At 72.4% G+C, this 14,109-nt stretch carries 12 protein-coding genes and 1 pseudogene; 5 read left to right on the forward strand and 8 right to left on the reverse strand.

The features are described from left to right. Positions 1–2: 2 nt before the first annotated feature. From H5965_RS29840 to H5965_RS29855, 4 genes are all read right to left on the reverse strand, one after another. Complete coding sequence (locus H5965_RS29840; protein ID WP_310973845.1) at positions 3–827, reverse strand: zf-HC2 domain-containing protein; 825 nt, start codon at positions 825–827, stop codon at positions 3–5. A gap of 262 nt (positions 828–1,089) precedes the next feature. Beyond that, positions 1,090–1,647: an RNA polymerase sigma factor gene (locus H5965_RS29845; protein ID WP_310973847.1), complete on the reverse strand. Its 558-nt coding sequence runs from the start codon at positions 1,645–1,647 to the stop codon at positions 1,090–1,092. Positions 1,648–1,701: 54 nt separating this feature from the next. Then, positions 1,702–2,634: a MazG family protein gene (locus H5965_RS29850; protein WP_310973848.1), complete on the reverse strand. Its 933-nt coding sequence runs from the start codon at positions 2,632–2,634 to the stop codon at positions 1,702–1,704. Beyond that, the gene (locus H5965_RS29855) at positions 2,631–3,665 is read right to left on the reverse strand and encodes a hypothetical protein (RefSeq protein WP_310973850.1); all 1,035 of its coding nucleotides are present in this window, start codon (positions 3,663–3,665) and stop codon (positions 2,631–2,633) included. Before H5965_RS29855 ends, H5965_RS29850 begins: the two co-directional genes overlap by 4 nt. Positions 3,666–3,741: 76 nt before the next feature. Here H5965_RS29855 and H5965_RS29860 point away from each other — a divergent pair, with 76 nt between their 5' ends. Beyond that, a complete protein-coding gene (locus tag H5965_RS29860; RefSeq protein WP_310973851.1) occupies positions 3,742–4,149 on the forward strand; it encodes a hypothetical protein in 408 nt (135 codons plus the stop codon). A gap of 195 nt (positions 4,150–4,344) precedes the next feature. Here the strand turns inward: H5965_RS29860 and mfd are convergent, their stop codons facing one another. Both mfd and H5965_RS29870 read right to left on the reverse strand, forming a co-directional pair. After that, positions 4,345–7,899 (reverse strand): transcription-repair coupling factor, encoded by a 3,555-nt coding sequence (mfd, locus tag H5965_RS29865; RefSeq protein ID WP_310974194.1) that lies wholly within the window; start codon positions 7,897–7,899, stop codon positions 4,345–4,347. Positions 7,900–7,951: 52 nt separating this feature from the next. Continuing rightward, positions 7,952–8,875: an LLM class flavin-dependent oxidoreductase gene (locus tag H5965_RS29870; protein ID WP_310973852.1), complete on the reverse strand. Its 924-nt coding sequence runs from the start codon at positions 8,873–8,875 to the stop codon at positions 7,952–7,954. A gap of 74 nt (positions 8,876–8,949) precedes the next feature. Here H5965_RS29870 and H5965_RS29875 point away from each other — a divergent pair, with 74 nt between their 5' ends. Beyond that, entirely contained in the window at positions 8,950–9,723 is a 774-nt protein-coding gene (locus tag H5965_RS29875; RefSeq protein ID WP_310973854.1) for a helix-turn-helix transcriptional regulator, read from the forward strand. On the opposite strand, the pseudogene H5965_RS29880 reads toward H5965_RS29875, so the two are convergent. Together H5965_RS29880 and H5965_RS29885 are read right to left on the reverse strand one after the other, a co-directional pair. Further along, positions 9,699–10,096 (reverse strand): annotated as a pseudogene (locus H5965_RS29880) (DedA family protein). The gene H5965_RS29875 and the pseudogene H5965_RS29880 sit on opposite strands and share 25 nt — an antisense overlap. Next, positions 10,068–10,664, reverse strand: coding sequence for a methyltransferase domain-containing protein (locus H5965_RS29885; RefSeq protein ID WP_310973856.1), 597 nt, complete (start codon positions 10,662–10,664; stop codon positions 10,068–10,070). Before H5965_RS29885 ends, H5965_RS29880 begins: the two are co-directional and overlap by 29 nt. A gap of 131 nt (positions 10,665–10,795) precedes the next feature. Here H5965_RS29885 and H5965_RS29890 point away from each other — a divergent pair, with 131 nt between their 5' ends. The 3 genes from H5965_RS29890 (at position 10,796) to H5965_RS29900 (ending at position 13,935) form a co-directional block, all read left to right on the forward strand. Then, a complete protein-coding gene (locus tag H5965_RS29890) occupies positions 10,796–11,914 on the forward strand; it encodes a histidine kinase (RefSeq protein WP_310973858.1) in 1,119 nt (372 codons plus the stop codon). Next, positions 11,911–12,567 (forward strand): response regulator transcription factor, encoded by a 657-nt coding sequence (locus H5965_RS29895; protein ID WP_310973860.1) that lies wholly within the window; start codon positions 11,911–11,913, stop codon positions 12,565–12,567. Before H5965_RS29890 ends, H5965_RS29895 begins: the two co-directional genes overlap by 4 nt. A 186-nt stretch (positions 12,568–12,753) precedes the next feature. Then, positions 12,754–13,935 carry a PQQ-dependent sugar dehydrogenase gene (locus H5965_RS29900; RefSeq protein ID WP_310973862.1) on the forward strand — a complete coding sequence of 394 codons (1,182 nt, stop codon included), beginning with the start codon at positions 12,754–12,756 and terminating at the stop codon, positions 13,933–13,935. Positions 13,936–14,109: the final 174 nt, after the last annotated feature.

Raw genomic sequence — 14,109 nt, forward strand, 5'->3', positions numbered from 1 at the left:
CCCTAGTGACGTGCGCCGAGCCGGGTGAACGCCGGCCCGCGCAGGGCGACGACCACCGTGGTCAGCACGAAGACCCCCGCCCACACCGGCAGCGCGCCGGTGCCGAGCGAAAACGCTTGCCCCGGCTGGACGTACGCCGGCAGCACGACGACCGCGATCCACACCGCGATCAGCGCGTACGCCGCCCGGCTGACGCCGACCAGCCCGCCGAGCGCGAGCGTGCCGCTGGTGAAGGCCAGGCTCGGCAGCAGCCAGAGCGCCGGCTGCGTGCCGGTCAGCCACCCGGCGACCCCCAGCACCGGCAGGACGGCGGCGAGCACCGCGAACGTCCGCCGGATGATCAGGTAGAGCCCCGCCCGCGGGGTCGCGGTGACGACCTCGTAGGCCGGATCCAGCCCCCGGGCCCACGCCGCGGCGACGCCGAGCACCGGCAGCACCGGGGCGAACAGCTGCACGGCCGGCACCCGGGCCGTCGCGACCCAGACACCATCGAGCAGGACTGCGGCCAGCGTGACGGCCACGATCATCGCCAGCCACGGCGCCATCGCGGGGGTGACCCAGGTGTCGAGCCACCGCCACCGCCGCGGTCGCCGCCGCGGCTGGGGTGGGAGGGCGGGCTCGTGGAACGGGACGGCCGGCAGCCGGACGTCGACCGAAAGCCGGCTCCAGACGAGGTCCACCACCGGCTCGACCGGCGCCACCTCCGCGAGCCGCGCCCGGCAGACGGGGCAGGCTTCGAGGTGGGCTTCGAGACCCCATAGCTGGTCGCCTGGGAGGTCTTCGCCGGCCACGTACGCGGCGATGAGCCGCTCCGGTGCGTGGTTCATGACAGCGCCTCCTCTAACGCGATCGGTCGCCGTCGCACGCGGGAACTCACGGCTCCGACCGGCAACGCGGCCCACCCGCGAACCGTCATGACAGGGCCTCCCCGCAACGCAATCCGTCCCCGACGCACGCGGAGGTTCACGGTTCCCTCCGGCAACACGGCCCTCTTGCGACCCGTCATGACAGCGCCTCCAGCAGCAATCCGCCCCCGGCGTGCGCACGAACTCACAGTCCCAGCCGGCAACGCGGCCCTCTGGCAACCCGTCATGACAGCGCCTCCCGCAATGCGATCCGCGCCCGCCGCGCCCGCGTCTTGACCGTTCCCTCCGGCAAGCCCAGCAGCACCGCGGTCTCCCGGACCGTCAGCCCGTCGAGCACCATCGCCTGCAGCACGGCCCGCAGCTCCGGCGCGAGGTCGCGCAGGGCCGAACCGAGCTCGTCGCCCACCGTCGCCGCCAAGGCCACGTCTTCGGCCGCGAGGACCGGGGCGGCGTCGAGCGCGACCTCGGGCGGCGGCTGGGCGTGGTGCGCCCGGCGCCGGAACGCGTCGACCAGGCGGCGGGCCGCGATCGTCCAGACCCAGCCGACCGCGCTGCCGCCGGTGGCCGCGCCCGCGAACGACGCCGCCGCGCGCCAGACGGCCAGGAACGTCTCCTGCATGACCTCCGCGACGATCTGCTCGTCCGCGCACCGGCGGCGCAGGCGCACGGCGAGCCAGGGCGCCGTGCGGCGGTAGAACTCCTCGAACGCCGCGCGATCGCCCGTGGCCGTGCGCCGGACGAGGTGCTCCTCGTCGGCGTCTTTCAGTGACGGGTGTCTCACACCAAGCAAGACGCCGGATGATCCAAAACGGTTCTCACCCGAATGTGTTCTGCGTCACACCTGACGGTCGGGCCAGAACTTGCGCCAGCCGTCGGCCTCCAGGGTCGTCGGCTCCAGGCCGGCGTCGCGGGCGGCCTGCTCGGCGGCCTGGATGTCCTTCGCGAACTGCTTCGCCAGCGCCCGCAGCTCGCCCTCGGCGTCGACCCCCGCCCGGCGCGCGGTGGCCGCGATGCGGAACAGCTGGGCAGGTGCCCCGGGCCCCTCCGGGAAGAGGTCGAGCGGGATGCCCGCGCGCCCGGAGCGCTGACCCAGCTTGCCCGCCAGCGCGACCGCGGGCTGACCGAACGCCACGCCGTCCACAATGGACCGACGCTGCTTCTCCTGCTGCTTCAGCTCTTCCCACTTCACGTTCTGGTGCTCGACGGTGTGCACCTTGTCGCCGTCGGTGAAGACGTGCGGGTGCCGGCCGACCAGCTTCGCGACGAGCGCCGCGGCAACGTCGTCGATGCCGAACGGGTCGTCCACGTCCTCGGCCGCGACCCGCGCGTGGAAGAGCACCTGCAGGAGGACGTCGCCGAGCTCTTCGCGCAGCGCCTCGCGGTCACCCTCCTCGATCGCGTCGAGCAGCTCGTAGGTCTCTTCGACCAGGTACTGCCGCAGCGAATCGTGCGTCTGCACCGCGTCCCATGGGCAGCCGCCGGGCGAACGGAGCCGGTCCATCACGTCGGCGGCCTCGACCAGCGGCGGCACCGGCGTCTCGATGACGTCCGCGCCGGTCGCGATGAGCAGCGACGCCGCGGGCTCGTCCCGGGATCCGGCGAGCAGTACGACGTCCTTCAGCGAAGGCGCCTCGGTGACGGCCGGGACGCCGAACGCGGCCGGGTCGACGTCCGTGGCCGCGTAGACGGCGGGAGACTCACGCAGGATCTTCAGCGCCGCACCGGGCAGCGTCGTCCCGCGGACGACTACGACGACACCCGTGCTCACTGCTGCGCGGGCGCGGCACCGCGGACGGGCAGCACGATGCCCTGGGTGGCGTCGGAGTTCGGCACGAGGTTCATGCCCACAACATCCCACACGCCGTAACGCGGGTTGACGCGCAGGCCGCCCTGGCCGAGGTACGGCTGCAGCAGCCGGGTGCCGATCGCGGTCAGCTGCGCGTCGGTCGGCTTCTGCGCTTCCTGGTCGGCCGGGACGGCCTTGTCGGTGCCGCGGGCGCGGATGACGAAGACGAACCAGTCCGGCCGCTGCGGCTTCTGCGCCTGGAAGACGACGACGTTGTTCTTCTCCGTGCCGAACAGCACGGTCTGCGCGAGACCGGGGTACTGGGCGGCGCCGAAGAGTTCGGCGGTCTGGCCGGCGGAGTACCCGCTGGGGCCGGGCGCCCCGGTCTGCTGGGCCTGCTGGCCTTCCTGCTGCGCCTGCTGGACGACGCCCTGGACCTTGCCGGGGTCGTCGGCGAACTCCTTCGCCAGGTCGAAGGCGCGGGTGCGGGCCACCGGGTCGTTGTCGGCGGTCGCGCTGATGCCGACGTAGTCCGCGCCGACCGACAGCTTCGGCAGCAGCTTCGCGGCGAGCGCCTGCTCCAGGACGACGTCGCTCGCGACCTCGTTGCGGTCGCGCAGCTGCGAAACGATCTGGGTGACGGCGACCTGGTCGCCCTGCCCGGTGTCCGCGACCGGCGCGTTCGACACCTGCGCGGCCAGCCCGGCGATCTTCGCCTGGTCGGCGACGAGGTTTTCCTGCTCGGTCGCGCGCACCGTCAGCTCGTGGAGGACGGTCTGCCGGACGATCTCGCGGCCCAGCAGGTCGAGCTTGTGCTCGCCGGCGAGCTTCTGCGCGTACGGGTGTTCGCGGACAGCCTGGTCGATCATCGACTGGACCCGGTCGATCGACACCGACCGGTCGCCGACGATGACGGCGCTGCCGACCTGGCTGGGGCCCGAGCCGCACCCGGCGAGCAGAAGAGCACCGGCAACGACCGCGACCAGCGCGCGAGGGCGCCCCATGATCCGCATCACAGGCCATACCCTCTCACACCATCGCCCCCGAAACGCAACACCCATGGGGTCACGGCGGCGGTAATGTCGACATATGGACCATTGGCTGACCATCGAAGTGTTCGACGGGGAGCATTCGGCTTCGCTGTGGCGCCTGGCTCAAGGGGACGCACTCACCGAAGCGGCGCTGACGAACGGCGCTGAGCAGTGGGTTTGGCACGAGCACCGGTGGGGTGTGGTGCTGGAGATCGAGTTCGCGACGGAGGAACGCCGGGATGCGTTCCGGGCTCTTCCCGTGGTGACGGCGGCGCTTGATGCCGTTCCGGATCCGGCTCGGGGGTTGCTGGTGTACCCGGGGCGGGGTGGCGGGTCGGGGTCGCGGGTGCCGCGGCGTCCCCGGCCGCTGCCGATGGCCGGGGCTGGGGCGGTTCCGGTGCCTGAGGAGCAGGTGCGGATGAGGTTGGCTGAGCCTCTGCCGCCCATGTTCAGCGAAGTCGGCTGACGCCTGCTTGGGATTCGCGCTTGTTGTGCCCGCCACCCCGAAGCCTGATTGTGACTACGGCCGGTGGCGCCGCGTCAAGGCGGGAAAGCGTGCCTTGACCCGGCGCCACCGGCCGTGTTCTGGCTTCGGATCGGGGTTGCGGGGGGTCTGGGTGGTGGGCCCTGTTGAGCTGTTAGGTGCGGTTTCGTTGGCTGGCTAGACCGCTGCGGGTTTCTTCGTCAGCTGGACCAGTAGCTTTGTGCACCAGTCCAGGAGTTCCTCGTCCCTCAACGTCGGTGCGCCGATTCGGCCGCCGGCTGGGCCCTCGGTCGGCTTCGGGACCGACACCGTGTTCGTCACCGCCTTGTACACCGCCTTCGGATACAGGCGCTTCAGGCGCACCATCTGCGAGTCCAGCAGCGGCAGCGGTGCGAAACGGATCGTGGTGCCCTGGACCGCCACCTCCGTCACGCCCGCCTCGCGGCACGTGTGGCGGAACTTGGCCACCGCCAGGAGCCGGTTGACCGGGGCCGGGGGCTGGCCGTAGCGGTCGATGAGCTCTTCGCGGACCGCGTCGAGGCCTTCGGTGTCCGGGGCCGCCGCGATCTTGCGGTACGCCTCCAGGCGCAACCTTTCCCCTGGAACGTAGTCGTGTGGGATGTGGGCGTCGATCGGGAGGTCGACGCGGACTTCCGCCAGCTCCTCTTCCTCCGCCGTCTCCGCGCCCGCGTGCCTCCGGAACGCGTCGACCGCTTCGCCGACCAAGCGCACGTACAGGTCGAAGCCGACACCCGCGATGTGCCCGGACTGCTCCGCCCCCAGGATGTTGCCCGCGCCGCGGATCTCGAGGTCCTTCATCGCGACCGCCATGCCTGCGCCGAGCTCGGTGTTCTGGGCGATCGTCGCCAGCCTGTCGTGGGCCGTCTCCGTCAGCGGCGCTTCCGGCGGGTACAGGAAGTACGCGTACCCGCGCTCGCGCCCGCGCCCGACCCGGCCGCGCAGCTGGTGCAGCTGCGCCAGGCCCAGCAGGTCGCCGCGCTCGACCAGCAGCGTGTTCGCGTTCGAGATGTCGAGCCCGGTTTCGACGATCGTCGTGCAGACGAGCACGTCGTACTCGTTCTCCCAGAAGCCCTGGATGATCTTTTCGAGCTTCTCTTCGTTCATCTGGCCGTGCGCGGTGACGACCCGCGCCTCCGGCACCAGCTCGCGGATCCGCCGGGCCGCCTTCTCGATCGAGGAGACCCGGTTGTGGACGTAGAAGACCTGGCCGTCGCGCAGCAGCTCACGGCGGATCGCCGCGCCGACCTGCTTGTCGTCGTACGCGCCGACGTAGGTCAGGATCGGATGGCGGTCCTCCGGCGGGGTCAGGATCGTCGACATCTCGCGGATGCCGGCCAGGGACATCTCCAGCGTGCGCGGGATCGGTGTCGCCGACATGGTGAGCACGTCGACGTGCGTGCGCAGCGCCTTGATGTGCTCCTTGTGCTCGACGCCGAAGCGCTGCTCCTCGTCGACGATCACCAGGCCGAGGTCCTTGTAGCGGATGCCCGTCTGCAGCAACCGGTGCGTGCCGATGACGATGTCGACCTCGCCGCCGGCGAGCTGCTCCAGGATCGCGTCCGACTCCGCCTTGTTCGTGAAGCGGGACAAGCCCTTGATCGTCACCGGGAACGACCGCATGCGCTCGGTGAAGGTGTTCAGGTGCTGCTGGGCGAGCAGCGTGGTCGGGACGAGCACCGCGACCTGCTTGCCGTCCTGCACCGCTTTGAACGCCGCGCGCACGGCGATCTCCGTCTTGCCGTAGCCGACGTCGCCGCAGATGACGCGGTCCATCGGGACGCCGCGCTCCATGTCCGCCTTGACCTCGTCGATCGCGGCGAGCTGGTCGTTCGTCTCGGTGAACGGGAAGGCGTCTTCCAGCTCGTGCTGCCACGGCGTGTCCGGCCCGAACGCGTGCCCGGGCGCGGCCTGGCGCGCCGCATAGAGCTGGACGAGCTCCGCGGCGATCTCCTTGACGGCCTTCTTCGCGCGCGCCTTGGTGTTCTTCCAGTCGGAGCCGCCGAGCTTGTTGAGCGTGGGCAGCTCGCCGCCGACGTACCGGGAGACCTCGTCGAGCTGGTCGGTGGGCACGAACAGCCTGTCGCCCGGGTGGCCACGCTTCGACGACGCGTACTCCAGCAGGAGGTACTCGCGGGTGGCGCCGGCCACCGTGCGCTGCACCATCTCGACGAACCGGCCGATGCCGTGCTGGTCGTGCACCACGTAATCGCCGGCCTTCAGCGCCAGCGGGTCGACCGCGTTGCGCCGCCGGGACGGCATCTTGGTGTTCAGGTCCTTTGTGGACGTTCCGGCGCCCGCGCCGCGGCCGGTGAGGTCCGCTTCGCTCAGCACGACCAGGGCGCGCTCCGGCGAGACGAACCCGTCGGTGAGGCCGCCGCAGGTGACCGTGACCATCCCCGCGGACGGCGGCCCGGCCAGCCCGTCACCGGCCTGGGTGGCCGGGACGTCGGCGCCCGTGAGCTGCTCCACCGCGCGCGCCGCGGTGCCCTGGCCGGCGACGACGAGCACCGCCGTGCCGCCCGCCGCGGTGTGCGCGCGCAGGTCCGCCGTCGCGCGTTCGAGCTCGCCCCGGTACGCCGGCGCGGCCTCGACCGAGACGCGGTAGACGTCCGGGTCTTCGCTGGTCAGCTGGGTGAGCGTCCACCAGGCGCGCTTGGTGTCCTGCGCGTGGGACGCGATCTCGTCGAGCCCGCGGTAGGCCGACGCGCCGAGGTCGATCGGGGCCTGCCCGCCCGCCGCGGCCGTCGTCCAGGACGCTTCGAGGAACTCCTGGCCGGTGCGGACCAGGTCGGCGGCGCGGGCGCGGATCTTCTCCGGGTCGGTGAGCAGGACGTGGGTGCCTTCCGGCATCGCGTCGGTGAGCAGCTCCAGCTCGCCTTCGCAGAGCACCGGGATGAGCGCCTCCATGCCCTCGACCGGGATGCCGTCGGCGAGCTTGGTGAGCATCTCGGCCAGGTGCGCGTCCGCCTCGTACGTCTTCGACAGCTCCGCGGCCTTCTCCTTGACCGGCCGGGTGAGCAGCAGCTCGCGGCACGGCGGCGCGGTGACCCGCGGGATCTCGCCGGGCAGCGACCGCTGGTCGGAGACGGCGAACGCGCGGATCTCGCTGACCTCGTCGCCCCAGAACTCCACCCGGACGGGGTGCTGCGCGGTCGGCCCGAAGAGGTCGAGGATGCCGCCGCGGACGGCGAACTCGCCGCGCTTCTCGACCATGTCGACGCGGGTGTAGGCCAGCTCGACCAGCCGTTCCAGGAGTTCCTCGAACGGCGTCTCCTCGCCGACGACGAGGTCGATCGGCTTCAGCGACCCGAGCCCGGGCGCCATCGGCTGGATCAGGCTGCGGACGGTGGCGACGACGACGCGCAGGCCGTCGTCCCCCGTCTTCAGCCGGTGCAGCACCTCGAGGCGGCGGCCGACGGTGTCCGCGCGCGGGGAGAGGCGCTCGTGCGGGAGGGTCTCCCAGCTCGGGAAGTCGGCGACTCTGCTCCTGCCGAGGAGGGCACCGAGGGACGCGGTCAGCTCGTCGGCCTCGCGGCCGGTGGCGGTGACGGCCAGGACGGGACGGCCGGCGCCGGTGTCGGCGGCGACGGCGGCCGCGACGAGCTGCCGGGCGGCGATCGGGCCCTGCAGCTCGAGCAGCGGCGCGCCGGCGCGCTCGACCACGCCGCGCAGGGCCGGGTCGGGAAGGATGGCGGTGAGGAGTCCGGACAGTGGAGCGTCGGTCACGGTCCCAGCCTACGTGCCACCCCCGACAGGTTTCCGATCACGGCTGGTCGCGCAGCAGTTCCACCACCTCCGCGACCCGGGGCAGCTGCTCGTCGAACACCTTCGGGTCCGTGCTCGCGATGCGCAGCAGGAAGTGCTCCACGCCTTCGTACTCGCGCAGCCGCGAAGCCACTTCCGCGGCACTGCCGGTCACCTGCATCTGGATGCCCTGGACGAAGCTCGCCGGCATCCCGTAGTTGCGCCGGCAGTACTCCTCCAGGAGTTCGCTTCCGCGCGCCGGATCGTCCTCGACCAGGACCGTCGCGAACAACGCCGGCGTGACCGGGCGCGAAGCCGTGGCCCGGATGCGGGCCAGGCCGGTGCCGTAGTCCGCGGGGTCCGGCGGGTAGGGCAGCCAGCCGTCGTACAGCCGGCCGACCCGCTCGAGTGCGCCCGGCGTGTACGCCGCCAGCCACACCGGCGGGCCACCCGGGCGGGCCGGCGCCGGGAACACCGGCAGCGAGTCGTAGCGCAGCACCGGACCGTGGAAGGACGAAGCGCCGCTCCAGGCCGCACGCCAGAGGGCGACGATGTCGTCCAGCCGGGCGCGGCGGCGCTCCCAGGGGACGCCGGCGAACGCGAACTCCGGCTCGCTGCGCCCGGCGAACCCGGCGCCGACAGCCACGGTGAGCCGTCCTTCGCTGAGGAGATCGATGCCGAGCAGCTGGTTGGCCGTCGAAATCGGGTTCCGCAGGGCCGGGAGCAGCGCCGCCGTCCCCAGCGTCACGCGGGACGTCCGGGCGGCGAAGGCGGCCAGCATGGTGAGCGCGTCGAGCGGAGCCTTCGCGAGGGTGTCGCCGACCCAGACCGAGTCGAGGCCGAGTTCTTCCGCGGCGACGGCGGTGGCGACCAGCTCGGGCGCGGTCCGCCCGGTGTCGAGGATGGCCTGGTAGGTCGGGACGACCAGTCCGTAGTTCGTCATGGCCGAAGCGTCGCCGAACCGGGGAATGCCCTCAATTCCCCGCGGGGAATGGACGCCCCGAGCAGGATGGGGCCGTGGACTTCGGAACGGCGCTCAAGGACTGGCGCACCCGGCGGCGGCTCAGCCAGCTCGACCTCGCCCTGCGCGCGGGCACGACGCAGCGGCACGTCAGCTTCATGGAGAGCGGGCGCTCGGTGCCCGGCCGCGGCATGGTCCTGCGCGTCGCGGAGTCCCTCGAACTGCCCCTGCGCGAGCGCAACGGCCTGCTCCACGCGGCCGGCTACGCGCCGACGTACCCCGAAACCCGGCTCGACGACCCGGCGATCCGGCCGGTGCTCGACGGGCTGCGGCGGCTGCTCGACGGCCACCGGCCCTACCCCGCGATCGTCGTCGACCGCCACGGCGTGCTGGTCGCGGCGAACGACGGGTTCCGGCTGCTCACCGAGGGGGTCGCGCCGGAGCTGCTGCGCGAACCGGTCGACACGCTGCGGCTGGCGCTGCACCCGCGCGGGATGGCGCCGCGCGTGGCCAACCTCGACGACTGGGCGCGGCACATCCTCGAACGCCTCCGCAACGACCTCGCCCGCACGCCCGACGACCGGCTGGCCGCCCAGCTCGCCGAGCTCGAGGGGTACCTGCCGCCGGCGGCCGCCCCCGGCCCGGAGCACCTGGGGTTCGCGGTGCCGGTCCGCCTGGCCACCTCGCTCGGCGAACTGCGGCTGATCACGGCGATCACGACGTTCGCGACGGCAGCGGACGTGACCGTGTCGGAGCTGAAGCTGGAGACGTTCCTCCCCGCCGACGCCGAGACCGCGGAACGGCTTCACAGCACCAGCGCCGTCGTGTGACCCACCAGCAGTTCCGCGCTCGCCCACAGCACCGCCGCGCCCACGCTGCCCGCCGCGAACCGGCGGTACGGCATCGCCGCCGAGCCCGCCACCCGCGGCACCAGCGTGCGGACACCCGCCAGGCAGCGGCCCGCGATCACCGCCGGGACGCCGCGATCTGGTCGCCGAGGACCGCCGAAGCGACGGCCACCGCCCAAGCGAGTCCGAGGTGGAGCGTGCCCCGCTCGGCGAGGAAACCCATCAGCAGCAGCGTCGACAACGTCGGCAGCACGATTCCCGGCAGCAGCGCGGTTTCCGCCGTGATGATCAGGGCGCAGACCAGGTAGACGACCGCCGGGGGCGCGTCAAGCAGGGGCCGCAGCAGGCTGTCCACGCCGGGCCCTCCCCACCGCCACCGGCAGCGCCGCGCGGTAGACGAACGCGGGCGGCAGGTTGCCCCAGACGACCCGCGTGCGCTCCACGACCGCGAACCGGCTGCGCAGCGACGCGGCGAAGCGGCGGGCGGGCGGGGTCCAGGCCGCGTGGGCGTACGCGAAGGTCGTGAACCGGCCGTTCGGGGCGAGCGCCGCGGTGACCGCGTCGAGGATGCGCTGCTGCCGGGCCGCGGTCATGGCCGTCCACGGCAGCCCGGAGACGACGACGTCGACGTCCTCGAGCGCCAGGTGCTCCGCCGAGCCGGTGACGACGTCCACCTGCGGAAGACGGTCCTGCAGCGAAGCGGCGAGACGCGGGTTGATCTCGACGGCCGTGAAGCGCGCTTCGGGGCGAAGCAGCGCGAGGACCGCTTCGGTGAACACGCCGGTGCCCGGCCCCAGTTCCGCGACGCACGACGCGCGTTCCAGGCCGAGGCCCGCCGTCATCTCTTCGGCCAGCCGCGGCGAGCTCGGCGCGATCGCGCCCGTCAGCACGGGGTGGCGGAGAAATTCCCTGGTGATCGACATGATCCCGACGGTAGGAACGGCGGCTGTGGTCCCGAATCGTCCGGACCGGCCGGCTCCCTCCTCCCGGAGGAGGACGAGGACCGGCCGCAGGAAGGACGCCCCGGCCGGCCCCCCGGCACTACGTTCGGGGCGTGGAACGACTCGTGAAGTGGGTGCGCCGGCACCGGTGGACGGTGGATCTGCCGCTGTACGGCGTGTTCGTCTTCCTCGCGCCGAGCTGGACCGGCCCGGAGCCGTGGACCGTGCGGGCCATCCCGATGCTGTTCCTGCTCCCGCTGCTGGTGCGCCGCCGGTACCCGCGCACGGTCGCGGTGCTGATCATCGCCGGGGCGGCGGTGGTGTACTTCACCGAGATCTGGGCGTACGACCGCGGCCGCACCGAGCTGGCGATGGCGGTGGTGCTGTTCAACCTGGTCAAACGGCGGGACCGGTGGTTCGCCGCGGTGATCGCGGTGGCGATCGCCGTGCTCGGCACCCAGTGGTACGTCCTCTACGCGCCGGAGACGGCGAACCCGACGTTGACCCTGGTCGGCATCCTGCCGCTGCACATCGCGGCGTGGGCGCTCGGCGAGTTCTTCCGCAAGCAGGAGGAGCTCGTCGCCGAGGAGAAGAAGCGGGACGACGCCCAGGCCCGCGCGGCGGTCGCCGAGGAGCGCACCAGGATCGCGCGGGAGCTGCACGACGTCCTGGCGCACAGCATGAGCGTGATCGTGCTGAACGCCGAGGGCGCGAAGCTGGCCCGGCACCGCGACCCGGCGGCCGTCGACCGCACGCTCGACACGATCGTCCACACGGGCCGGGACGCGCTGGCCGAGCTGCGCCGGCTCCTCGAAGTCCTGCACGCCGGCCAGGCGGCGCGCAGTCCCCAGCCGACCCTCGCCGGGCTGCGCGAGCTCGTCGAGCAGGCCGGCCGGGAGGTCACCCTCGACGTCACCGGCGACCCGGGCACCCTGCCCGCGAGCGCCGCGCTGCAGGCGTACCGGATCGTCCAGGAGGCACTGACCAACATGATCAAGCACGCCCCCGCCGACGCGACCGGCCGCGTCGGCGTCGCCTTCGAGCCACCGGAGGTCCGCATCGAGGTGACGAACACCGGCGGCCACGCACCGCCGGCGCCCGCCCTGCCGTCGTCCGGGCGCGGGCTGGCCGGCATGCGCCAGCGCGTCGAGATGTACCACGGCGAGCTGACGACGGGCCCTCTGCCGGACGGCGGGTACCGGGTGCGCGCCAGCCTGGTGGTGACCCCGTGACCACCCGGATCCTGCTCTGCGACGACCAGCAGCTCGTCCGCGTCGGCCTGCGCATGATCGTCGAGAGCCAGGACGACCTCGCCGTAGTCGGTGAGGCCGCCAACGGCGAAGAAGCCGTCGCCCTCGCCCGGGAACTGCGTCCCGACCTGGTCCTGATGGACGTCCGGATGCCGGTGCTCGACGGCGTCACGGCGACCGCGCGGATCTGCGCCGAGCTGCCGGACGTGCGTGTCCTGATCATCACCACCTTCGACCTCGACGAGTACGCCTACGCCGCTCTTCGGGGCGGGGCGAGCGGGTTCCTCGTCAAGGACGCGCCCGCCGAGGAGATGCTCGTCGCGATCCGGGGCGTGCTGCGGGGTGACTCGATGGTGTCGCCGTCGGTCACGCGGCGGCTGCTCGACCGGTACCTCGCCGACGACCGCGATCCCGTCGACGTCGCGAAGCTCGGGGTGCTGACCGAACGCGAGAAGGACGTCCTGGGGCTCATCGCGCGCGGGCTGTCGAACACCGAGATCGCCGCGAAGCTGTACATCGGCGAGACGACGGTGAAGACGCACGTCGGGCGGGTGCTCGGCAAGCTGGGCCTGCGGGACCGGGTGCACGCCGTCGTGTTCGCCTACGAGTCCGGGCTGGTGCGGCCGGGCTCCTGAGCGCAGGCCCGTCCGGTGCCACCGCCACCACCTCCGGCGAGCAGCTCGGCACCCACCTCACCGACGCTCGACATGGCCCAGCAGGCATTGTGCGGGCAGCTGGAAGGGTTCTCCGTCCTACTACCGCCAAGACGCCGAAGCGGCTGGCGAACGGCGATTTCACCGCATGGTGGCAGGATGGGCCTCATGCGGCGTTCGCTGGGTCTCCTCGGTGCGGTGTCCCTGCTGGTCCTGGGCTGTTCGGGGGCGGCGAGCGAACCCGTGCAGAGCGTCCCGCCGGCGTCGTCCCCGGCCGCCGCGAGCGGGAAGTTCAAGGTCGAGACGGTGACCGGCGGGCTGGAGCACGGCTGGGACGTGGGGTTCCTGCCCGACGGCGGCATCCTCGTGCCGCAGCGGCCCGGCAAGCTCGCGCTGGTCCGCAACGGCCAGGCCGCCGAGGTGCGCGCCGACCTCTCCGACGTCATGGCCAAGGGCGAAGGCGGGCTGCTCGGCATGGTCGTCAGCCCGGACTTCGCGACCAGCCGCGAGTTCATCACCTGCCAGGACCACCAGGAAAACGGCAAGGCCGTCGACATCCGGCTGGTCACCTGGAAGCTGGCCGCCGACGGCGCGAGCGCGGCCAAGGTGAAGGACCTGCTCACCGGGCTGCCGGTGAACCCGAGCGGACGGCACTCCGGCTGCCGTCCGACGTTCGCCCCGGACGGCGCGCTGCTCGTCGGCACCGGCGACACCGCCCGCGCGTCGATCTCCCAGGACCGCCACTCCCTCGGCGGCAAGGTGCTGCGGCTGGACGCGAAGACCGGAGAGCCGTTGCCGGACAACCCGTTCATCACTTCGAGTGACCCGCGCGAACGGCTGATCTACACCTACGGCCACCGCAACGTCCAGGGCGTGGCGATCCGGCCGGGCAGCGGCCAGGTGATCACCGCCGAGCACGGGCCGTCGTTCGACGACGAGGTGAACCTGCTGAAGCCGGGCGCCAACTACGGCTGGGACCCGTCCAAGGGCGGCACGGAATCGAGCTACGACGAGAGCGTGCCGATGACCGACCTCAAGCGCTTCCCGGACGCGGTGAGTCCACTGTGGACGTCCGGGAAGACCACCGAGGCGATCAGCGGCGACGCCTTCCTGACCGGCGCCCAGTGGGGGACGAACGACGGCGCGCTGGTCGTGGTCGCGCTCAAGGGCCAGAAACTGCTGCTGTACCACCTGGACCCGGCGGGCAAGGTCCTCGACGTCACGCTGCCCCCGGAGTTCGACGACACGTTCGGCCGCCTCCGCGCGGTCCGCAGCGGCCCGGACGGCGCCCTGTACGTGACCACCTCGGACGGTACGGACGACAAGCTGCTGAAGGTCACGCCCGCCTGATCATGCGAAAAGCACGGCCACTGTGTGCCGTGGACACTTACGCCCGGGCGGCGATCGGCGGAACATGGTGTGCACCAAGAGTTTTCGCCCGCCCCCGACGCGTGTTGGACGCGGTCCGAAGAGAGCGTTCCCGCGGCAGCACCGTGCCGGTCCCCGGGCGCCGTCGCCGACCTG

This window comes from Amycolatopsis sp. 505 (assembly GCF_031625235.1).
Classification (GTDB): domain Bacteria; phylum Actinomycetota; class Actinomycetes; order Mycobacteriales; family Pseudonocardiaceae; genus Amycolatopsis.